Here is a 17,909-nt window from a genome sequence, read left to right as displayed (position 1 = left end):
AGTTTAAACTTTTTGCCTTTGCTTTCGCTAGCTCAATTTCATTAATTTAAGCTTAAAAAAATAATCTCGCAAAGGCGCTAAGACGCAAAGTTTAAACACAATGTTGTTTATAATAAATGCTTAAAAAGGTCTGACTTTTATAAAGTCAGACCTTTTTTTATTCTTTTAGAAACTTATGCTATTTAATTATTAATTTTGAAATTGAACAACTAAACACTTTTTCTCTTGCAAAAAAAATCAATTCCTGTTTTATCTGTTGGCAATATACTTGGAGAAGAAACTTTGGGTATTACCTTATTTCGCCATAGCGTAAAAGGAAGAAACGAATTCGAGCAGCCACATAAGCATGACTTTTATCTGGTATTTTTTGTTGAGAATGGTTCCGGGTTTCACAATGTCGATTTTACTCAATATACAGTAAACGATTATCATGTGTATTTTATCAGGCCGGGACAGGTGCACAACTGGTCGCTTGATGTAGATACTTCGGGGTTTCAGCTGATGCTTTCTGCCGATGTGATTAGTATTTTTTCGAATTTAGGGAAATTTCCGTTTTTTGAGCAAAGTGTTCCGTCTTGTCTTTCTTTAAACAAAAAAGAATTTGAGGAATTTAAAAATCATTTGCATGAAATAGAATTACTACTGTCTGATAACGATACACTTACCAAAGAAATAGTTTTGCTGCGTTTGCATTTATTACTCAAATTACTGCAAAAACAATATTTGAATCAATTTCCTGAGCACGATTCATCGACCAAACCTGAGAAAATAATAAAAGGGTTTACTATTTTAATTGATGATTATTTCAGTAAAGAACCTTCGGTGAATTTTTATGCCGATAAATTAAATATTACCTCTAATTATCTCAACATCCTCTCGCAGAAATATTTAAAGGTTCCGGCAAGTGATGTGATAAGACAAAGAACCATTCTTGAAGCTAAACGTTTGCTAACCAGTACCGATTTGTCTATAAAAGAAATTGGTTACCAACTTGGTTTTAATGACAATACTTATTTTACCAAAGTCTTTAAAAAATATGCCGGAAAAACTCCGGGAGATTTTAAAAAATTATAATTTTTACCATCTTTCTCCGTAATATTACCGTTATCATTTTAAGTTTATAACGATTTTTGCAATGTAATAATACTGTTGATTATTAGAATGTTATTGTAAAATTGTATAACAAACTCAAAGAAGATAAAATATAATTTATGGATGATCATAAAATAAGCCGAAAAAAATTCTTAGGATTGGGAGCCGCAGCAACCGGAGCCGCTTTGTTTTCAAGAATTGGAGGAAATGTCGTTGCGCAGGTTTTACCCGAAGAAAACAAAACAGCTTTAAACGAATATCTTTTAATCAATGTACGATTAGAAGATGGTTTTGAATACAACGAAAAAAATGAAGTAATTGCTACCAAAACAGCACTTTATACAATTCATATCGCTAATGGTAAAATAAAAAGCATTACGACAGGAAAGTCGGCTTTGAAATTGAAAACAGTTGATGCCAAAGGACTTTTGATGCTTCCGGGATTACGCGATATGCACATTCATATTGATAAAACGTACTACGGCAGCGGAACCTGGAATGCAGCGCCCAGAAAAGGATATACAGTAAAAGATATGATTACACTGGAGCAAAAGTTGATTCCGCAATTATTACCGGATTCTCAGCATAAAGCCGAAGAAGCCATTAAACTAATGCAAAGTCAGGGAAGTTATTTTGCGCGTTGTCAATGTAATATCGATCCTGTAAGCGGACTAAAAAGTCTCGAACATTTACAAGCTGCTTTAGATAAAAATAAAGAGAATTTTGGATCTGAAATTGTAGCGTTTCCGCAACACGGGATTTTATATTCAAAATGCGAACCTTTATTAAGAGAAGCGGCTTCGATGGGAATTGATTTCATTGGCGGACTTGACCCAACAAATGTCGATGGCAATATGGAGAAATCGCTTGATGTCATGTTTCAAATTGCACTTGATAATAATAAAGGTGTCGACATACACTTGCATGAATCGATACCATCTGGAAAAGCTGCGATTGAATATATGATTAAAAAAACCGAAGAAAACAAACAGCTACAAGGAAAAACCTATATAAGTCACGGTTTCGCACTTGCCAAAATGGATCAAAAAGATTTGGAGAAAATCGCAGAGCAAATGGGAAATCTGGGAATAGGAGTAGTGTCAGGAATTCCGATTGGGAAAACGATAATGCCAATTCCAACTTTAAAAAAATACGGCGTAAAACTAATGACCGGAACCGATAGTATTGTCGATCACTGGCAGCCTTTTGGAACTTGTGATATGCTCGAAAAAGCAAAATTATGCGCTCAGCTTTATGGCTGGACGGACGAATATAATTTAAGCAGAGCCTTACACATTGCAACAAAAGATGAAATATTACCGCTTAACGATGCCGGAACAAGAGTTTGGCCAGCAGTCGATAACGAAGCCAATTTTATTTTAGTAAAAGCAAGCTGTTCCGCCGAAGCCGTAGCGCGTTTACCAAAAAGAGAAGGAGTTTTTTATAAAGGAAAAAAGATAGCTGGGGATCTTTCTTAAGGTTCTGTTCTAAGTTGCTAAGATTCTAAGGTTCTATAAGTTTCTAAGTTTTTCAAACCTTTTAATATTTCAACGATTAAATTATTCCTACGGAGTTATATAAGCAGTTCCGAAGGAACGGAAGATATTGTAGAGATTGATTTTAATCCATCTTGCGCAGTCAAATAATTTAGATCATATATAAAAGATGCACTGCTGTGCGTCTCTAAAAAACCTTTGAACTTTAAAAAAAACTTAGAGTTTCAGAACCTTAGAACCTTAAAAAGAAAAACTTAGAACCTTAGCAACTTAGAATCTCAGTACCTTAAAAAAAAAAAAGAAAACCCCTCAAGCAATTCAACTCTTGAGGGGTTTTTGAAAATAAATAATAACCAATTAAATTTATTTTTTATCTAAATTTTGTTTTAGCAATTTCGCATGCTCCAAATGAGCGGTTAGCGGTGCTATATTATTCGATGCCCAAAGCTTAACATCATTATCAGTAGCATCTTTTGATGCTTTTTGCAATTTGTCAATTGCTTTTTCGTGACCATCGATCATCATGTCTACGAATTTTTTATCAAAATCAAGACCTGATTTTTCGTTTAATTTTTTATACTCTTCTTGTCCGTCTTCAGTTAAAGAAGTTGGTAGAGTAAAGTTTTTAGCTTTTGCCAAAGCGCTTACTTCAGATGCTGATTTAGTATGCTCGTCAACAAGCATTTTACCAAATTTTTTCACTTCTGCATTAGTACCTTTTTGTTGCGCTAATTTTCCAAGTTCAATCTCGGCTAAATTAATTTCTGCCTGATCCACTAAAAATTCAGAATCATCTTCTTTATTATTAAGAGTATCAAATTTTGCTTCGTTTGCATCTTCCGCTACTTCTTTAGGATCTTCTTGTTTGTTTTCATTTTTACAAGAATTTAAAGATAAAATAAGTAATCCTGCTCCTAAAATTGCTGTTCCGGCTAAAAGTATTTTTTTCATGATTTAATCGTTTAAATGTTATAATGTAAAATTATTCAGATTGTGTGAAGAATGTCTTACAGTATTTTTGGATAATGTTACAGGATTTGGATATTGTGGTTTTTACTAAATTATTTTGTAATAGGATTTGTTTTATATTAGCGCAAGAAAACCTCTTTTTGAACCAATTACTTACTACGGATCATGATAAAGCCATTGCAATTGACTTTACTTTTTATGATAATTATCTTTATGAGTTGTCAAAAAAAAATTAGCGATTTGGAATTTGAAAAAAATGTAATGACGGAAATTTTTCCGGATTTGATTGATTTTATTTGTTTTGATTACAGAACGGTACTTAATCCGCCTCCTATTTATGGATTACTTACTTATGATGAAAATGGTCATCGTATAAAAGTTGATTCAACAATGAGTATTGAAGAGCAAAAACAAAGAATGGCTAAGTGGGAGCATAATCAAGAAGCAATCGCAAAAGATACTTCAAAATTAATTGTAGCATTCAATCCTAAAATAAAGAGTAATGGTAAGGATTTAAAAGAATATTTAGGAGAGCATTTTAAAGTTACGGAAGTTTTTTATCCAAAAATAGAAGGAGATTCTACCTATACTATAGATTTTAAAAATATCCCACTTAAAGGGAAATTTCAACTTAGGGACATTTCTGAGTTTCCAAAAGACCGACGTGAGTTTTGGAGAAAAAAGTATGATTTTGTTTTTTCGGGTTCAGTTTATTTTACAGGAATTCAATTTGACAAAGAGAGAAAATTTGGAGTCTTAGACGGTGGTTTTTCTTGCAGCAGGCATTGCGGAATGGGCGTGAGGATTTATATCAAAAAAGTAAATGATAAATGGATGATTGATAAAATTGATAACACTTCGGTTTCATGATTGTACTAAAAAAAAAATATAGGTTTGTTTTCAATTTTTGTGGGCACGATTGGGACGCTTGCGCGTAATGTCATTAAGTTAAGATATTTTAGATTGTGTTCCATCGGAACACCTCATTGGTAGTAGAAAAAAAAATGCATCGTGAGAAACATCGTCCCATTGGGACGTTTGAGAAATTAGATATGTAATCTGCATATGTTTTTTACCAATTATTATTTATAAAATCAAACGTTCCTACGGAACGTGAAAAAACGCCGTATATATTGGGCTACCAACGAAATGTTCCGATGGAACAAAAACAAAGTGACCGGATATTGTCTTTAACAAATTGTTCCATTGAATTTCCCTTGACTTAATGACATTGTGCTCACGCAAGCAAGCTAATGTTTGGAAACGTTGCTCTGAAAGAGCTCTAGCACTAGCATGGTGCGAAGCACTATGACCACATAATTTTTGTTTTTAAGCCCTGAAAGGGCGAAAGCTTATTTGCAAAGTAAAAGTTCATTATATTATTTGTGTAATAAAGTAAACAGTTTTTTGATAAATGTAAAATAGATTTGCTTTTGCCCTTTCAGGGCGATAATCCCGTTTAACGCAGTTCGTAGTGCGTTGCACTACGCTGTTTCTTTTAGGCCTTCAGCCCTTTTTGAGCTTTTAAGCAATTTTCTCATTGTCTCATCCCAAAACTTTTTTACATATTTAAACTTAATCCTACAATAGATTTGCAATTGACATTGTTTGCAAAAATAGGTATTGAAAACCTGTTGCTCTGAAAGAGTTCTAGCAATAGCATGGTGCGAAGCACTATGATGAGAGACAATTGTTGTTTTAGCCCTGTAGGGGTGAAAGACTGGTGACTATAAATTTATAAAGTTTATATCAAAAGTTTTTTTCAATAGTATATATTTATAACGACTAAAAACAGAACAACCAAAAATGACCAGGAATGATTAATATAGATTTTAAAAAAGAGAAAGGTAAAATTGATGAAATTATAAATAAAGCGTTAGCCGATTATCAAAATGAAATAGACCTGATTAATATTGATGACTGGACTTTAAAATCTAAAGAATTATTTATAGACAGATCCTATAACGGTTATAGTTCTCAAAGTACACAATTCATTAATACCAGTTATCCTGATATTAGCAGCCTTGTAGACAGTAATGCCAGATTAATATTGTATCTGTATACATCAGAAAGAGATTTTGAATTTGATTTGATTAAAAAACAATTAATAGCAAAAATTAAAAAATCTAAATAACCGAATTTACGTCGCGCCATCATTAAAAAAACAAACAGAAAGCCTTGATTATTATAATCAAGGCTTTTTTGCTATTTATCTAATTAATAAAAACTCATGTGTTAGCAGTCTCAGACTTCTTCACGGCGTCAAAGTCCTTTTGAAAGTTTATTGTATAGCATAGCAATTTCTTCTTTATAATGACTTTCTTCTGAAAACGAATGCCCTAGCCCTGATGGGAGGGAAAATCCTTTTTCTTGCTCCTTTAGCAAGGAAAAGATTTGGAAGGACAGCAGGAAACAGCTCCTAAAAAATGTAATGGTTTATTACGACAAAATCTCTCATATAGTTAATTATGAAAATAAAACCAAGAATTATATAACAGAGAATTCCTGCTTTTTGAAGAATTTTGGTATAAGATTTCTAAATCATTAACCTTAAAATTTTTTAGTCATGCCAGATGCAAGAATTCAAAACGAAAAACAATACCAGGCTCTTTTAGAAATAGGCTACAGCAAAGAAAAAGCAGCGCGAATTGCGAATACGCCAGATGCAGGTGAAAAAGGAGGAAGGGCAAAACCTTATGATGAATGGTCGAAAGCCGAATTGTACCAGCAGGCTATAAAAGTGGGGATTCCGGGACGTTCTTATATGAATAAAAAGAATCTCGTTAAGGCATTACGAAATAATTAAAAAGTATTTGAAAAATAATAAAGCCACAGAGGATAAACAGAATATATCGGAAATAGAATCTTTTACATCCTGATCCCGATAATTATCGGGAGTGGCTTAATAAAAACGAAACGACCATGAATGCAGCTGCAAAAACCGAAAAACTAATGAATCAATTGATCAAAACACCGCATTTGGTGATCGAGAAATTAGATTTAGTTTACATCAATAATCAAAGGCTGCCTATAGAACGATGCAAATGCGATGATGGTTTTGTTTATAAAAAAAACGGAAGATGCATTAAGCGAAAAAGCGAACTGAAACGCTTTAGCAGTCTGGTGCTTCCGCCGGCTTGGGTAAACGTTCAGATTTCAGATTTGCCAAACGGACATTTACAAGCCGTGGGTTTGGATGTTAAAAACAGAAAGCAATACCGTTATCACCCAAAATGGAATTTGATTCGAAATCAAACTAAGTTTTATAAAATAGCTGAGTTTGGAACCAAATTGCCTTTGATTCGAAAACAAGTTGATGAGGATTTAGAGAAAAAAGAATGGTCGAAAGAAAAAGTGGTAGCGTTAGTGATCCGGTTAATGGAAGAAACGCATATTAGAATTGGAAATGAAAAATATGCCAAGGACAATAAGTCATACGGACTTTCGACTTTAAGAAAACGCCACATTAACATTAATAAAAATTCACTCCGATTTGAATTTACAGGAAAAAAAGGAGTACAGCATACGATTACAACCCGAAATAAAAAATTGATAAAATTGGTGAGCCGTTGTGAAGAAATTCCAGGTTGGGAAGTTTTTAAATATTATGATAAAAACGGCGAACGAAAAGTGCTGGACAGCCATATGGTAAATGAATATTTGCATGAAATTTCAGGAGAATATTTTAGTGCCAAAGATTTTAGAACCTGGGCAGCATCGATCGTGTTTTTTGAAACCTTGATGGAAATGGGAACAACAAGCGACGAGAAAGAAATCAAAAAGAATATCCTGACCGCTTTTGACACAACTGCCGAAGCTTTGGGAAATACCAGAAATGTGTGCAAAAATTATTACGTTCACCCTTTACTGGTTTCGACTTACGAGGATGGTTCGATCGAACAATACTTTGAACGGGCAAAGAAATGCCGAAGCACCAAAGAGCACTTTTCGCACAGTGAAATTGCTTTTTCAGAATTAATTCAAAATTATCAGGTCAACTTATTGTAAATCAGGTTCGATCGTGCTAACAAAATAATGTTTAGAGTTAATACATCTCTTTAAAAAGTATGAAATTTGAGTAACAAACAAAATCATTATTAACTAAAATCACAAGCTTATGTTACGTTATACAGTCATTTTTATTATTCTTGCTATCATAGCCGGAATATTTGGTTTTGGTGGAATTGCCGCCGGAGCAGCAAGTATCGCTAAAGTTTTATTCTTCATATTTTTAGTCTTATTCGTTATATCTCTAATTAGCGGAAGAAAAAGTATTTAGTCAGCAAATAAATAACAATTAAAAAACGACACATATATTTCGGTAAATGTGTCGTTTGCATTTTTAAAAAATAATAAAAAAAAGAATTATGGGAACCAAAAGCGGTGCTTACCAGGATGTCTACATCAAAAGAGATGATGAGATGGTAAGCTTAAAAAACGATGTGACAGATTTCTGTGAAAAATATATAAAACCTGTACATCCTGAAAATTGGGATTGGTCGACACGCGATTTCGAAAATCCGGATAATGATCCTACAGTTGCCGAAGCAAGAGCGATAGGAAATGTTGTTTTTAACGATTTAAACGATCAAAAAGATACAGATGTCGATTTGTCTACGATGAACAATGTTGAGTCGATTAAAGCTTATTTAAATCCGCAAAGCAAATACGAAGCTTTTAATATGGAAGAATTTGCTTTTGCCTTGAAAGTAGAACTCGAACACGGGAAAATAAAAGACGTTAACGTTACTAATAATCATCCGTTTTTGACCGCGATGATTGCATTGGCACATATGACCGAAAGTTTGACGTATTACAAAAGATTGAAAGTAATGGAAGCCGAAGGCGAGATTTACGAAATCATGCGTAAAATTGATAAAGTCACAACAGGAAAAGATAAATTACTCGAAGAACTCATAAAAGCCGAAGAGGAACTAAAAGAGGCCAGGGCAGGACTGGCAGAACGCCTCGAAAAAATGGATGACATTCCGGTTTTGGAAATTATTGGGGATTGATTCTCTTTAAGATTCTAAGTTTCTAAGAGTCTAAGATTCTAAGGTTCTGAGATTTTTTGCAGGAGGTTTTAAAAAATTAAAGGTTCAGATGGATAAAAGATAAAAAGAGTTTCACCTCTTCAACTTTATTCATCTGAACCTTTAAGTTTTTAGATCTTAGAACCTTAGCGTCTTAGCATCTTAGCACCTTAGTCCCTTTTCTCTAAAATTTCCTCGGATCATTATCAGGATATTCCACATCATCTTCTTCCTGAACATCATCTTCGATATATTCAGTTTCTTCTTCCTCTTCTTCATCGTCGATATCCTCCAGGACATCTTCGGTTTCGTTAAAATCTTCTTCTTCTCTTTCCAAAGAAGCGTCAGACGGATTATCCAGTTCGTCGTTTACATCGTCGATATTGTTACCGTTTTGATCCAGTTCCTCTTCATACAAATCATCTGTATTTGAGTTGAGGTCATCTTCGCTATGAAAATCATCCGTTAGATCGTCTTCGTCATCCGTAAGTTCATCCGGATTAGGATTGTCCGGATTGTGACCATTTCTAACTGTGTAACCACGTTCGGCTATTTCGCGATTATCAGTATCGCTTTCTTTCATATCGTCGATATCATATAATTCTTCGTTCATAAGATTATTTCTATCGGCCGTATTTGGATTCTGATTTCCGGGAACTCTATTTCCTTTCATCATGCTGTTTTTTTGATCTGTAGTATTCATGACATTTCGTTTTTAATATTACTATATACAAATCTAATGAGGAAGAGAAGCAATTGTATTATAGAATTATAACGTGTAATTGTATAATTAACAGATGGTTATGTCTAGTTTGAAATGTGTGCAAAAAAAAAGACCATTATACATGATAACAGTCTTCTAGCATTTTCGGCTTTTATAATTCTTTTGAAACCTTAGTTGTCGTTTCTTTCTAAATCGTCATCATCAAAATGATCTTCGTCTTCAATATGCTCTTCTTCATCCAGTTCGTCAACATCAATAATTTCAAATTCCTCATCCGGATTATTACTGATATAATCATCTTCATTTACAACCTGCTCTTCGTTAGGGATGTTTTCGTTTCTGATGATGTTGTCTTTTTTAAGCAGTTTATCAATAGCATTATCAATCAATATTGCTGTGTCAATATCTAAATGGCCTCTTTGATATTTTTGTTGAAAATAAAGTTCGGCTTCCTGATACGTATGGTCTATATGTGTTTCCATTATAATATGTTTTTAAATAAATTTTCCTCTTACAAATCTATCTCTCAAACCAAAAAAATATCTTACAGAATTCTAAAATCTAGTTGTATAATATGCAGGTGTTTAGAATACAACTTTAATAAAAAATGATATAACCTGACTGATAATCAAGGTACTAATTTTATCAAATATTAATTAACAAAAATTATTACCATGAAAATTACAGATAATAAAAAAGAGACCGCTTCTCAACCAGAAGCAAAAAAAGGAGTGACAAAAGCAAAATCTGATGCAGCATCAGGATTGACTGAATTGTTCGAAGATGGATTAAAAGACATTTACTGGGCAGAAAAAGCTTTGACTAAGGCAATACCTACCATGACTAAAAATGCAACGTCAGCGGACTTAATAGAGGCTTTAAACAGTCACTTGACCGAAACTGAAGAACATGTAACACGATTAGAGCAGGTTTTTAAACTAATTGGTCAAAAAGCTTCGGCAAAAAAATGCGATGCAATGGCGGGCTTAATCGAAGAAGGAAAAGGAATTATTGAAGAAACTGAAGTTGGGGTTGTACGTGATGCAGGTATTATTGCAGCAGCGCAAAAAATAGAGCATTACGAAATTGCTACTTACGGTACTTTACGTCAATTTGCAGAGACTCTTGGTTTAACCGAAGCAGCCGGTATTCTGGAACTGACGTTAGACGAAGAAAAAGGAGCCGATAAAAAATTAACCGAGGTTGCGGTAAATGCTGTAAACCTTGAAGCTGCAGAAGCAGATTAATGACAAGAAATCATGATTCTAAAAAGTGCAGCTTTACGTTGCACTTTTTTTAGTTTATAATTTAAAAATTAAGATTATGCCAGAAGGTCCGTCGATAATGATTTTAAAAGAAGAAGTGCAGCAATTTTCAGGAAAAAAAATAATTGAAGTTTCCGGAAATAGTGCGATTGATATTGAGCGTCTCCAGGACAAAACCATTCTGGATTTTAAAACCTGGGGTAAACATTTTTTAATTTGTTTTGATGATTTTACCGTAAAAATTCATTTGCTCATGTTTGGAACGTATCGCGTAAACGAACGAAAAGAAACCAAACCAAGATTGAGTATGATTTTTTCAAACGGAGAACTCAATTTTTATACCTGCTCGGTCAAAATCCTCGAAGGCGATATTAATCAATATTACGATTGGAGAGAGGATGTAATGAATAAAAAATGGGATCCGAAAAAAGCAAAACAAAGTCTGGATAAAAAACCGGACGAAATGATTTGCGATGCAATTCTCGATCAGAACATTTTTTCGGGAGTAGGGAATATTATTAAGAACGAAGTTTTGTACCGATGTAAAATTCACCCCGAATCTTTGGTGGGAAAAATTCCGTCAAAAGATTTAAAAAATATCATCAACGAATGTTCGATTTATAGTTTTGAATTTCTGGATTGGAAGAAAAATTATGAATTAAAAAAGCATTGGCTCGCATACAGCAAAAAAGAATGTAAGCGATGTAATCTTCCCATTCATAAAAAGCAAACAGGGAAGAGAAGCCGAAGAAGTTTTTTTTGTACTAACTGTCAAAAACTACACATATGAAAAATCAGGTTTTAGTTGGCTGTTCCAGTTTCAATAATAGGTTTTGGAAGGGAATTTTTTACCCTGACAACTTGTCACAGTCTAAGTGGTTTGAGTTTTATTGCCAGTACTTTAGCACGTATGAGTTCAACGGAAGCTTTTATAAGTTTCCGACGGTCAGAATATTTCAAAATTGGTACAATAAAACGCCTGAAAATTTTATTTTTTCGGTAAAAGCACCAAAAGAAATTACCCATCTTAAGAAATTTTCAGACTGCGAAGACCGAATAAAAGAGTTTTATAACGTCTGCGAAACCGGTTTAAAAGAGAAATTAGGCTGTATTTTGTTTCAATTTCCGCCGAGTTACCATTTTAGTCCCGAAAAGCTCCAAAATATCATCAATAATCTAGATTTAAGCTTCAAAAACGTAGTCGAATTTCGTCACGAAAGTTGGTGGAACGAAGAAGTTTGGAAAGCTTTTCGCAACCATAATATTACGTTCTGCAGCGTCAGTCATCCGCAATTACCGAGCACTATTTTCACAGATTTTCCCCTGATTTTCATCAGACTTCACGGAACACCCAAGATGTTTTACTCGAGTTATTCACCTGAAGAATTACTTTATATAAAAGATGCAATTATTTCAAAATCAGCATTTGTGTATTTTAATAATACTGCAAGCGAACCAGGAATTTTGAATGCTTTGGAGCTGAAACATATGTTGGAATGAGGTTTTTGGGTTTAACCGCAAGGAGCGCGAGGATATACACAAAGTTCGCAAAGTTTTTTAGCCACAGATTAAGAGATTAAAAGGATTTTTAAAATCTGTATAATCATTTTTATCTGTAGCTAACTTTTTTAAATTCTTAGCGAACTTTGCGGCCAAAAAACAAAGCCCGCCAAGAAATAAATCTTAGCGGGCTTTACGTAAATCTCGCGTTCATTGTGGTTAAATTCTTTTAAAAAAACTACAATTTCAAGTTACCTTCAATACCGTCATCCATAGTTTTTCCGGTTACAAAAGCAGTGGCCATTTTAGCAATTGCGACCATTTTTCCGTTTTTATTATTCCAGTAATAACCGTCTTCCGGAACTACTTTTATAACACTCAAATTCGGGTCATCTTCACCTTCAGGCATCCAAACTTTTACAATAGGATCCCATAATTCTTTTATCGTTTCCCTGTCGTACGAGATACTTGCGGTTCCGTGTAAGGTTAGAAATTTATCATGTGGTTCAGAGAAAAATAATTCTACCTGAGGGTTCAGGCTAATCTCTGCATTGTGGCTGCTGTTTCTGTCTGATAAAAACCAAAGTTGGCCTAAATCATCAATTTTTTGTACAGACATTGGTCGTGATTGTAGTCTGTATTCGTTATAAGTGCAAAACATACACGTTTTAATGTTTTCTGCCAGATCTTTTATTTTATCTACAGCAAATTCGTTCGTAAGGTCTTTATGATCTCCCATGACTTTATTTTTTATGATTTATTAAATAGTTTTTCGATTAAAGTCCTCATTTACTGAGTACTATAATAAGTTTTAAATTAGAACTTCGTAATAGTAAAGTTGCTGATTTTATGGCTTTTGGGTTTACACAATTAGATTTAAAAATTATGAGATTTCAATTACTAATTTTACGGATCATAATCTAAAAGATATTGATTAATTTATAAATTTGGTTATCTTTGAGGAAACAAAAGACACAATTTACGAAAATACCATTATGACTGATTTTACTATATTTTATACTGATGATGATGAGGACGATTTGAGCATTTTTACCGATGCTGTAGAGTCATTACCAAAAAAAATACAGCTTCAGACCTATTCTGGAGGCGAAAAGTTATTGAATGCGATTTACAATCCGCCACCCACACCACATGTAGTTTTTTTAGATTTGAATATGCCGGGTAAAAACGGATTTGATGTATTGACTGAATTGAGAAATTCAGAAATGAAAAATGATATTCCGGTAATTATTTTCTCGACTTCAAACGAGCCAAGTATAATCGAAAGATGTCGTAACTTGGGAGCTAATTACTTCATTACAAAGCCTGTTTTAATGAAAGATATCATAAAATCTATTGAACATGCACTGGAAATCGATTGGAAAAAATTCAACCCAACCGATAAAAACTTTGTTTATAAAACGTAATTCAACTTTATAATTCAGGAATGTAAATATCAAAAGTGGCGCCCTGACCTTTTTCGCCACTTGCCGTGATAATTCCCTTGTGGTTTTCTACAATCTTTTTTACAATTGCCAGACCAATTCCGGTTCCTGCAAATTCAGTTTCTGTATTCAGACGCTTAAAAACTTCAAAAATACGCTCCTTATATTCGGCTTCAAAACCAATTCCGTTATCCGAAATTTTAAGATGATAGTAAATTCTTTCAGGATAGTTTACATCCTCTTTAATGCTTTTTCCTTTGATTCTTTCCGCACTAATCTCAATTACGGGAGTAACATTCTTTTTAGAGAATTTCAACGCATTTCCGACAAGATTATGCAGCAATTGTCTAAACTGAAACGGAATAATAGTGGCTTCACCCAAAGGATGAAAATTAACGCGAGCATTCTTTTCCTCAATACGATCAGAGAAATCACTTAATATTTCCTCTGCAATATCGTCTAAATTCGTTTTTACAAAGATTCTTTCGGCAGAGTTGGTTCTCGAATATTCTAATAAATCCTGAATTAAAGTCTGCATTCTTTTGGCGGAAACTTCAATACGGCTTAAATAAGTTTTGGCTTTCGCCGAAATATTCTGCTCGTCTAAATCAGACAATCGACTGGCAAAAGTTTGAATTTTACGTAACGGTTCCTGCAAATCGTGGCTCGAAATATAAGCGAAAGACTGCAGCTCGATATTCATATTAATCAGATCCTTATTTTTAAGTTCAAGTTGTGCCGTACGTTCCTGAACCTCTTTTTCAAGTTTCGAGGTAAAATCTTTCTGATCCTGAATATCCGTGCTCGTACCCACCCACATCTGAATTTTTCCCTGATCATCTTTCTGAGCCATCGCCCTGCTTAATTGCCACCTGTATTCGCCATCATAACGACGAAAACGATGCTCTAACAAAAAGTCATTTCCGGTTTTTATGGCTTCCATCCAGGTATTTACATTCGCTTCGCGATCTTCAGGATGTACAATTTGCAGCCAGCCTTTTTTCTCAATTTCATCAACCGGTATTCCGGAATAGGTATAAACAGATTCATTAAAATAATTCAAATTTCCCAGCGCATCACTTGTCCAGATATGCTGTGGCATAGAATCGGCAAGGAGTCTGAATTTTTCTTCGCTTTTAATCAAAGTCTGCTGGCTGTTTTTTTCATCTGTAATATCCATGATGGTCCCCAGCATTTTTACAGGATTATTATTTTCGTCAAAAAATATCTTACCGTGAGCTTTTATCCAGCTAATAGAATCATCTGGTTTAATAACGCGTGCCTCATATTTGTAAATACTGGTTCTAAGAGCCACCTTATACGCTTCTTCTAAAATAGGCTGATCATCAGGATAAATCTGACTTCGAATTTCTGCTCGTGTTATTTTTACCGTTTTATCATGCCCAAAAATAGGACCAAGGTTTTCTGAGTATATTAAATCCTGAGTCGCAAGATTGACATCCCAAGTTGCAATTTCGGCAATTTCAACCGCTAATCTGGCACGTTCTTCGGCATCTTCGACCTTTTTTCGGGCTTCAACTTTTGAGGTTACATCATTTACCGTAACCATAACTCCAGACGCTTCTCCTTCTTTTTCCAGTAACGGAGTATATTGATAATCAAGATAAAACTTCTTAAGTTTTCCTTTAATATTTACATAAGCAACAGCTTCATTTTCGCGAACAATTTTCTTGTTTAATATAACCTGATCCAGTAATTCAGGATATTTTTGTTCTAATAATTCGGGGAATACCTCGATAATAGGTTTTCCAATAGTTTCTTTTTTCTTTTTTTGCCAGATGGTTTTCATCATGGTATTATTGGCCATTTCGATAATATGGTCTTTTCCTCTAAAAATGGCCATTGCAATAGGAGAATCCATAACTAAATTACGAAAAGCCTTTTCGCTCTGTGTCAATAGATAACGTGCTTTTACAGCTTTAGTAACTTCGTGGGTCACAATAATAACACCCACAATATTATTTTCTTCTTTTAAAGGATGAAAAACAAGATTAAAATAACAAACTTCCTGCCTTCCATAACGATTTAAAGTAACCTCTAATTCATCTGAATAATAAGGAATTCCGTCTTCATACACTTTTGAAAGCAACGGATAAACCGTATCTTTAGTTTCCGGAACAGTAGCAAAAACGGGTTTGTCCAGAATGTCTTCTTCTGTTTTATCGATGATCTGAAGATAAGTAGCATTGGCCATTTCGACAATAAGATCAGCGCCTTTAAGAATGGCAATTCCAAGCGGAAGCTGTTTTACGGTATTTCTAAATCGTTTTTCGCTTTCCTCAACAGCCGTTCTGGCGATTACCTGTATCGTAACATCATTCGCAATGGCAACAATTCCTGAAATAGAACCGTCGGATTCTTTTAGAGCTTCGTAAACGACATTAATAAATGTGTTTACAATCTTGCCTTTTCGGGTTAATTTCACTGGTAATTCGTATGCGGTAAATCGTTCTCCTGTGTTATAAACATTCAGTAAAACATCTTCTAAACCTTGACCGGCAACTTCTGGCAATGCTTCAAAAATTGGCCTGTTGATGACTTCTTCAATTTTTCGCTCCCAAATTTCGAGCATCAGTTCGTTTGCAATTTCTACCACATAATCTTTTCCCCTAAAAATGCACATGGCGTTAGGAGTTTGCAAAATATTATTACGATAACGTTCATTACTGTTTTCCAGTTTTTTACGAATGTTAACTTTGCTGGTGGTTTCATCGCAAATAACCAGAACTCCATTTATTTTTCCTTCATCATCGTTTACGGGACTATAACTAAAGGTCCAGTAAACGTCTTCCATTTTTCCGTTTCTGTATATTGGTAAAAGCTGATCTTCGTGCCAGGTGGCTTCGCCCTCAGTAAGAACCTGATCTATTAATGGTTCTATAAAATCCCAGATTTCCGGCCAGTATTCGGCGCCTTTTTGTCCTAATATTGCCGGATGTTTTCCATCATTCCCAAGACTTGGGCGATAAGCATCATTATAAAAACAAATATGGTCCGGTCCCCAAAATAAGAACATAGGGAACTTTGAGTTCAAAAGTATTCCTAAAGTAGTACGCAAACTTTGTGGCCATGATTCAACAGGGCCAATAGAAGATTTGCTCCAGTCTTTAGCACGTGTCAGCGCGCCCATTTCGCCTCCTTTGGCAAGAAAATCGTGATTGTTAGTACTCATTAAAGTCATTTTTGTTTTTGGTTAAAACAAGAAAGTATTGGTAATAAATGTAATAATTCTAAAATTGGTTTTTTAGAGAATTGTTAAAATTAGTAAAATAATTATTGATTTGTTTTTTGATTTTTTGAATGAGGTAATTTTTAAATCTATTGAGTTAATTTTATTTGTAATCAATGATGAAATTTGGATTAACAATAGGTTTGAAAAAATCTTAATACAATAAAGTCATGAAAAAAGAGCAAAAACACGAAACCGATTATATCAAAAAATATCAGGACCAAGGATATACTTCTAATTTTTTATTCGAAGCAGGAACTTTATTAGACTCTGAAACGAAATATGCTTATCAGCCCAATGAAATTTTTATTGTAGCACATCACCGTTATGAAGGAATGAGTGATCCGGATGATATGTCTATTTTGTATATAATTGAAACAAAAGATCAGATAAAAGGAACACATTTAATAGGGTATGGCCCAACAGCAGACCTTGAAGAAGCCGAATTTTTTAAAGATATCCCAAAGGCAAATTATGCCAAAAACGCCGATATCAATGAACTTACATAAGAAAAGAAAATAGATTAGTATTTTTTTATTTTGCTGGGGAGCAGTTGTTCCGGATTTATCCGGGGCAGCTGCTTTTGTTTTTTTAAGGTTCTCAGTTGCTGAGGGGCTAAGGTTCTACGTTTTTTTGCCGCTAAGGCGCAAAGAATTTAATTGCTATACGTTGTAATTAATCTCGCAATCCCGATAGTGGCCAATGTCATTAAGTTAAGGAAAAATCTATAAAATTACTTAACCGTTTAATCAAGAAAGTAATTATAAAAATCCGTTTTTATCAGCGTTTTCGCTTTAGCGAATCAGTGAAATCAGCGTCTAATTTTGACGCGGATAAAACAGATTTACTTCGTAAAAACGCGGATAGAAACGGATTTGATTTGCAATAATTTTATTTTCTAAAAGCTTAACTTAATGAAATTGCGATAGTGGCCGGGCGCGAAGTCGCAAAGTTTTGATTTTTCTTTTCGTTTTTTTCTTTGCGACTTCGCTCCCGATCACTATCGGGATTGCGAGAAATTTTGACAATCCTATTCAAAATAAACTTTTGTGCCTTAGTGCCTTCGTGGCAAAAAAAGCAAAATGTCTTCTAGGTAAAAACAGCCCTTGTAATAATTATGAAATATCTGACTGAA

At 34.1% G+C, this 17,909-nt stretch carries 18 protein-coding genes; 13 read left to right on the top strand and 5 right to left on the bottom strand.

Features of this window, described 5'->3' with window-relative positions:
* The first annotated feature begins 225 nt into the window (after window positions 1-225).
* Both ACIDC4_RS01605 and ACIDC4_RS01600 read left to right on the top strand, forming a co-directional pair.
* On the top strand, window positions 226-1,074 hold the full coding sequence (locus ACIDC4_RS01605) for an AraC family transcriptional regulator (protein WP_412043362.1): 849 nt from the start codon (window positions 226-228) through the stop codon (window positions 1,072-1,074).
* Window positions 1,075-1,211: 137 nt separating this feature from the next.
* Entirely contained in the window at window positions 1,212-2,570 is a 1,359-nt protein-coding gene (locus ACIDC4_RS01600) for an amidohydrolase (protein ID WP_412043361.1), read from the top strand.
* Between the two features lie 381 nt (window positions 2,571-2,951).
* On the opposite strand, the gene ACIDC4_RS01595 is transcribed toward ACIDC4_RS01600, so the two are convergent.
* Entirely contained in the window at window positions 2,952-3,539 is a 588-nt protein-coding gene (locus ACIDC4_RS01595) for a DUF4142 domain-containing protein (protein ID WP_412043360.1), read from the bottom strand.
* Between the two features lie 279 nt (window positions 3,540-3,818).
* On the opposite strand from ACIDC4_RS01595, the gene ACIDC4_RS01590 reads away from it, so the two are divergent.
* The 6 genes from ACIDC4_RS01590 (at window position 3,819) to ACIDC4_RS01565 (ending at window position 8,572) form a co-directional block, all read left to right on the top strand.
* Window positions 3,819-4,427, top strand: a complete 609-nt coding sequence (locus tag ACIDC4_RS01590; protein WP_412043359.1) for a hypothetical protein — start codon at window positions 3,819-3,821, stop codon at window positions 4,425-4,427.
* Window positions 4,428-5,373: 946 nt separating this feature from the next.
* The gene (locus tag ACIDC4_RS01585; protein WP_412043358.1) at window positions 5,374-5,691 is read left to right on the top strand and encodes a hypothetical protein; all 318 of its coding nucleotides are present in this window, start codon (window positions 5,374-5,376) and stop codon (window positions 5,689-5,691) included.
* Window positions 5,692-6,123: 432 nt separating this feature from the next.
* Window positions 6,124-6,363: a DUF7218 family protein gene (locus tag ACIDC4_RS01580; RefSeq protein ID WP_208686923.1), complete on the top strand. Its 240-nt coding sequence runs from the start codon at window positions 6,124-6,126 to the stop codon at window positions 6,361-6,363.
* A gap of 116 nt (window positions 6,364-6,479) precedes the next feature.
* Window positions 6,480-7,565 carry a DNA topoisomerase IB gene (locus tag ACIDC4_RS01575; protein WP_412043357.1) on the top strand — a complete coding sequence of 362 codons (1,086 nt, stop codon included), beginning with the start codon at window positions 6,480-6,482 and terminating at the stop codon, window positions 7,563-7,565.
* A gap of 109 nt (window positions 7,566-7,674) precedes the next feature.
* A complete protein-coding gene (locus tag ACIDC4_RS01570) occupies window positions 7,675-7,836 on the top strand; it encodes a DUF1328 family protein (RefSeq protein ID WP_083691381.1) in 162 nt (53 codons plus the stop codon).
* Window positions 7,837-7,924: 88 nt separating this feature from the next.
* The gene (locus ACIDC4_RS01565) at window positions 7,925-8,572 is read left to right on the top strand and encodes a DUF5661 family protein (protein WP_412043356.1); all 648 of its coding nucleotides are present in this window, start codon (window positions 7,925-7,927) and stop codon (window positions 8,570-8,572) included.
* 202 nt (window positions 8,573-8,774) lie between these two features.
* Here ACIDC4_RS01565 and ACIDC4_RS01560 read toward each other — a convergent pair whose 3' ends face one another.
* Both ACIDC4_RS01560 and ACIDC4_RS01555 read right to left on the bottom strand, forming a co-directional pair.
* Window positions 8,775-9,293, bottom strand: coding sequence for a hypothetical protein (locus tag ACIDC4_RS01560; protein WP_412043355.1), 519 nt, complete (start codon window positions 9,291-9,293; stop codon window positions 8,775-8,777).
* A 191-nt stretch (window positions 9,294-9,484) separates the two neighbouring features.
* Complete coding sequence (locus ACIDC4_RS01555) at window positions 9,485-9,796, bottom strand: hypothetical protein (RefSeq protein ID WP_412043354.1); 312 nt, start codon at window positions 9,794-9,796, stop codon at window positions 9,485-9,487.
* A 192-nt stretch (window positions 9,797-9,988) separates the two neighbouring features.
* Between ACIDC4_RS01555 and ACIDC4_RS01550 the strand changes: the two genes are divergently transcribed.
* The 3 genes from ACIDC4_RS01550 to ACIDC4_RS01540 all read left to right on the top strand — a co-directional run bounded on the left by ACIDC4_RS01550 (window position 9,989) and on the right by ACIDC4_RS01540 (window position 12,079).
* A complete protein-coding gene (locus ACIDC4_RS01550; protein ID WP_412043353.1) occupies window positions 9,989-10,561 on the top strand; it encodes a YciE/YciF ferroxidase family protein in 573 nt (190 codons plus the stop codon).
* Window positions 10,562-10,637: 76 nt separating this feature from the next.
* Entirely contained in the window at window positions 10,638-11,369 is a 732-nt protein-coding gene (locus ACIDC4_RS01545; RefSeq protein WP_412043352.1) for a DNA-formamidopyrimidine glycosylase family protein, read from the top strand.
* Window positions 11,366-12,079 (top strand): DUF72 domain-containing protein, encoded by a 714-nt coding sequence (locus ACIDC4_RS01540; RefSeq protein WP_412043351.1) that lies wholly within the window; start codon window positions 11,366-11,368, stop codon window positions 12,077-12,079. Before ACIDC4_RS01545 ends, ACIDC4_RS01540 begins: the two co-directional genes overlap by 4 nt.
* A gap of 238 nt (window positions 12,080-12,317) precedes the next feature.
* Here ACIDC4_RS01540 and ACIDC4_RS01535 read toward each other — a convergent pair whose 3' ends face one another.
* The gene (locus tag ACIDC4_RS01535) at window positions 12,318-12,818 is read right to left on the bottom strand and encodes a pyridoxamine 5'-phosphate oxidase family protein (RefSeq protein WP_412043350.1); all 501 of its coding nucleotides are present in this window, start codon (window positions 12,816-12,818) and stop codon (window positions 12,318-12,320) included.
* Between the two features lie 256 nt (window positions 12,819-13,074).
* Between ACIDC4_RS01535 and ACIDC4_RS01530 the strand changes: the two genes are divergently transcribed.
* Window positions 13,075-13,506, top strand: a complete 432-nt coding sequence (locus tag ACIDC4_RS01530) for a response regulator (RefSeq protein ID WP_412043349.1) — start codon at window positions 13,075-13,077, stop codon at window positions 13,504-13,506.
* A gap of 7 nt (window positions 13,507-13,513) precedes the next feature.
* Here ACIDC4_RS01530 and ACIDC4_RS01525 read toward each other — a convergent pair whose 3' ends face one another.
* Window positions 13,514-16,717, bottom strand: a complete 3,204-nt coding sequence (locus tag ACIDC4_RS01525) for a PAS domain S-box protein (protein WP_412043348.1) — start codon at window positions 16,715-16,717, stop codon at window positions 13,514-13,516.
* 227 nt (window positions 16,718-16,944) lie between these two features.
* On the opposite strand from ACIDC4_RS01525, the gene ACIDC4_RS01520 reads away from it, so the two are divergent.
* A complete protein-coding gene (locus tag ACIDC4_RS01520; RefSeq protein WP_412043347.1) occupies window positions 16,945-17,283 on the top strand; it encodes a hypothetical protein in 339 nt (112 codons plus the stop codon).
* Window positions 17,284-17,909: the final 626 nt, after the last annotated feature.

The organism is Flavobacterium sp. C3NV (assembly GCF_046825355.2).
GTDB lineage: Bacteria > Bacteroidota > Bacteroidia > Flavobacteriales > Flavobacteriaceae > Flavobacterium.
This window is presented reverse-complemented; position numbering and strand designations above follow the sequence as displayed.

Coding starts and splice junctions, on each gene's coding strand:
- ACIDC4_RS01560 (WP_412043355.1), bottom strand. CDS start 9,293: ATGAATACTACAGATCAAAAAAACAGCATGATGAAAGGAAATAGAGTT.
- ACIDC4_RS01600 (WP_412043361.1), top strand. CDS start 1,212: ATGGATGATCATAAAATAAGCCGAAAAAAATTCTTAGGATTGGGAGCC.
- ACIDC4_RS01555 (WP_412043354.1), bottom strand. CDS start 9,796: ATGGAAACACATATAGACCATACGTATCAGGAAGCCGAACTTTATTTT.
- ACIDC4_RS01545 (WP_412043352.1), top strand. CDS start 10,638: ATGCCAGAAGGTCCGTCGATAATGATTTTAAAAGAAGAAGTGCAGCAA.
- ACIDC4_RS01585 (WP_412043358.1), top strand. CDS start 5,374: ATGATTAATATAGATTTTAAAAAAGAGAAAGGTAAAATTGATGAAATT.
- ACIDC4_RS01535 (WP_412043350.1), bottom strand. CDS start 12,818: ATGGGAGATCATAAAGACCTTACGAACGAATTTGCTGTAGATAAAATA.
- ACIDC4_RS01520 (WP_412043347.1), top strand. CDS start 16,945: ATGAAAAAAGAGCAAAAACACGAAACCGATTATATCAAAAAATATCAG.
- ACIDC4_RS01525 (WP_412043348.1), bottom strand. CDS start 16,717: ATGAGTACTAACAATCACGATTTTCTTGCCAAAGGAGGCGAAATGGGC.
- ACIDC4_RS01565 (WP_412043356.1), top strand. CDS start 7,925: ATGGGAACCAAAAGCGGTGCTTACCAGGATGTCTACATCAAAAGAGAT.
- ACIDC4_RS01590 (WP_412043359.1), top strand. CDS start 3,819: ATGACGGAAATTTTTCCGGATTTGATTGATTTTATTTGTTTTGATTAC.
- ACIDC4_RS01575 (WP_412043357.1), top strand. CDS start 6,480: ATGAATGCAGCTGCAAAAACCGAAAAACTAATGAATCAATTGATCAAA.
- ACIDC4_RS01595 (WP_412043360.1), bottom strand. CDS start 3,539: ATGAAAAAAATACTTTTAGCCGGAACAGCAATTTTAGGAGCAGGATTA.
- ACIDC4_RS01530 (WP_412043349.1), top strand. CDS start 13,075: ATGACTGATTTTACTATATTTTATACTGATGATGATGAGGACGATTTG.
- ACIDC4_RS01570 (WP_083691381.1), top strand. CDS start 7,675: ATGTTACGTTATACAGTCATTTTTATTATTCTTGCTATCATAGCCGGA.
- ACIDC4_RS01550 (WP_412043353.1), top strand. CDS start 9,989: ATGAAAATTACAGATAATAAAAAAGAGACCGCTTCTCAACCAGAAGCA.
- ACIDC4_RS01580 (WP_208686923.1), top strand. CDS start 6,124: ATGCCAGATGCAAGAATTCAAAACGAAAAACAATACCAGGCTCTTTTA.
- ACIDC4_RS01540 (WP_412043351.1), top strand. CDS start 11,366: ATGAAAAATCAGGTTTTAGTTGGCTGTTCCAGTTTCAATAATAGGTTT.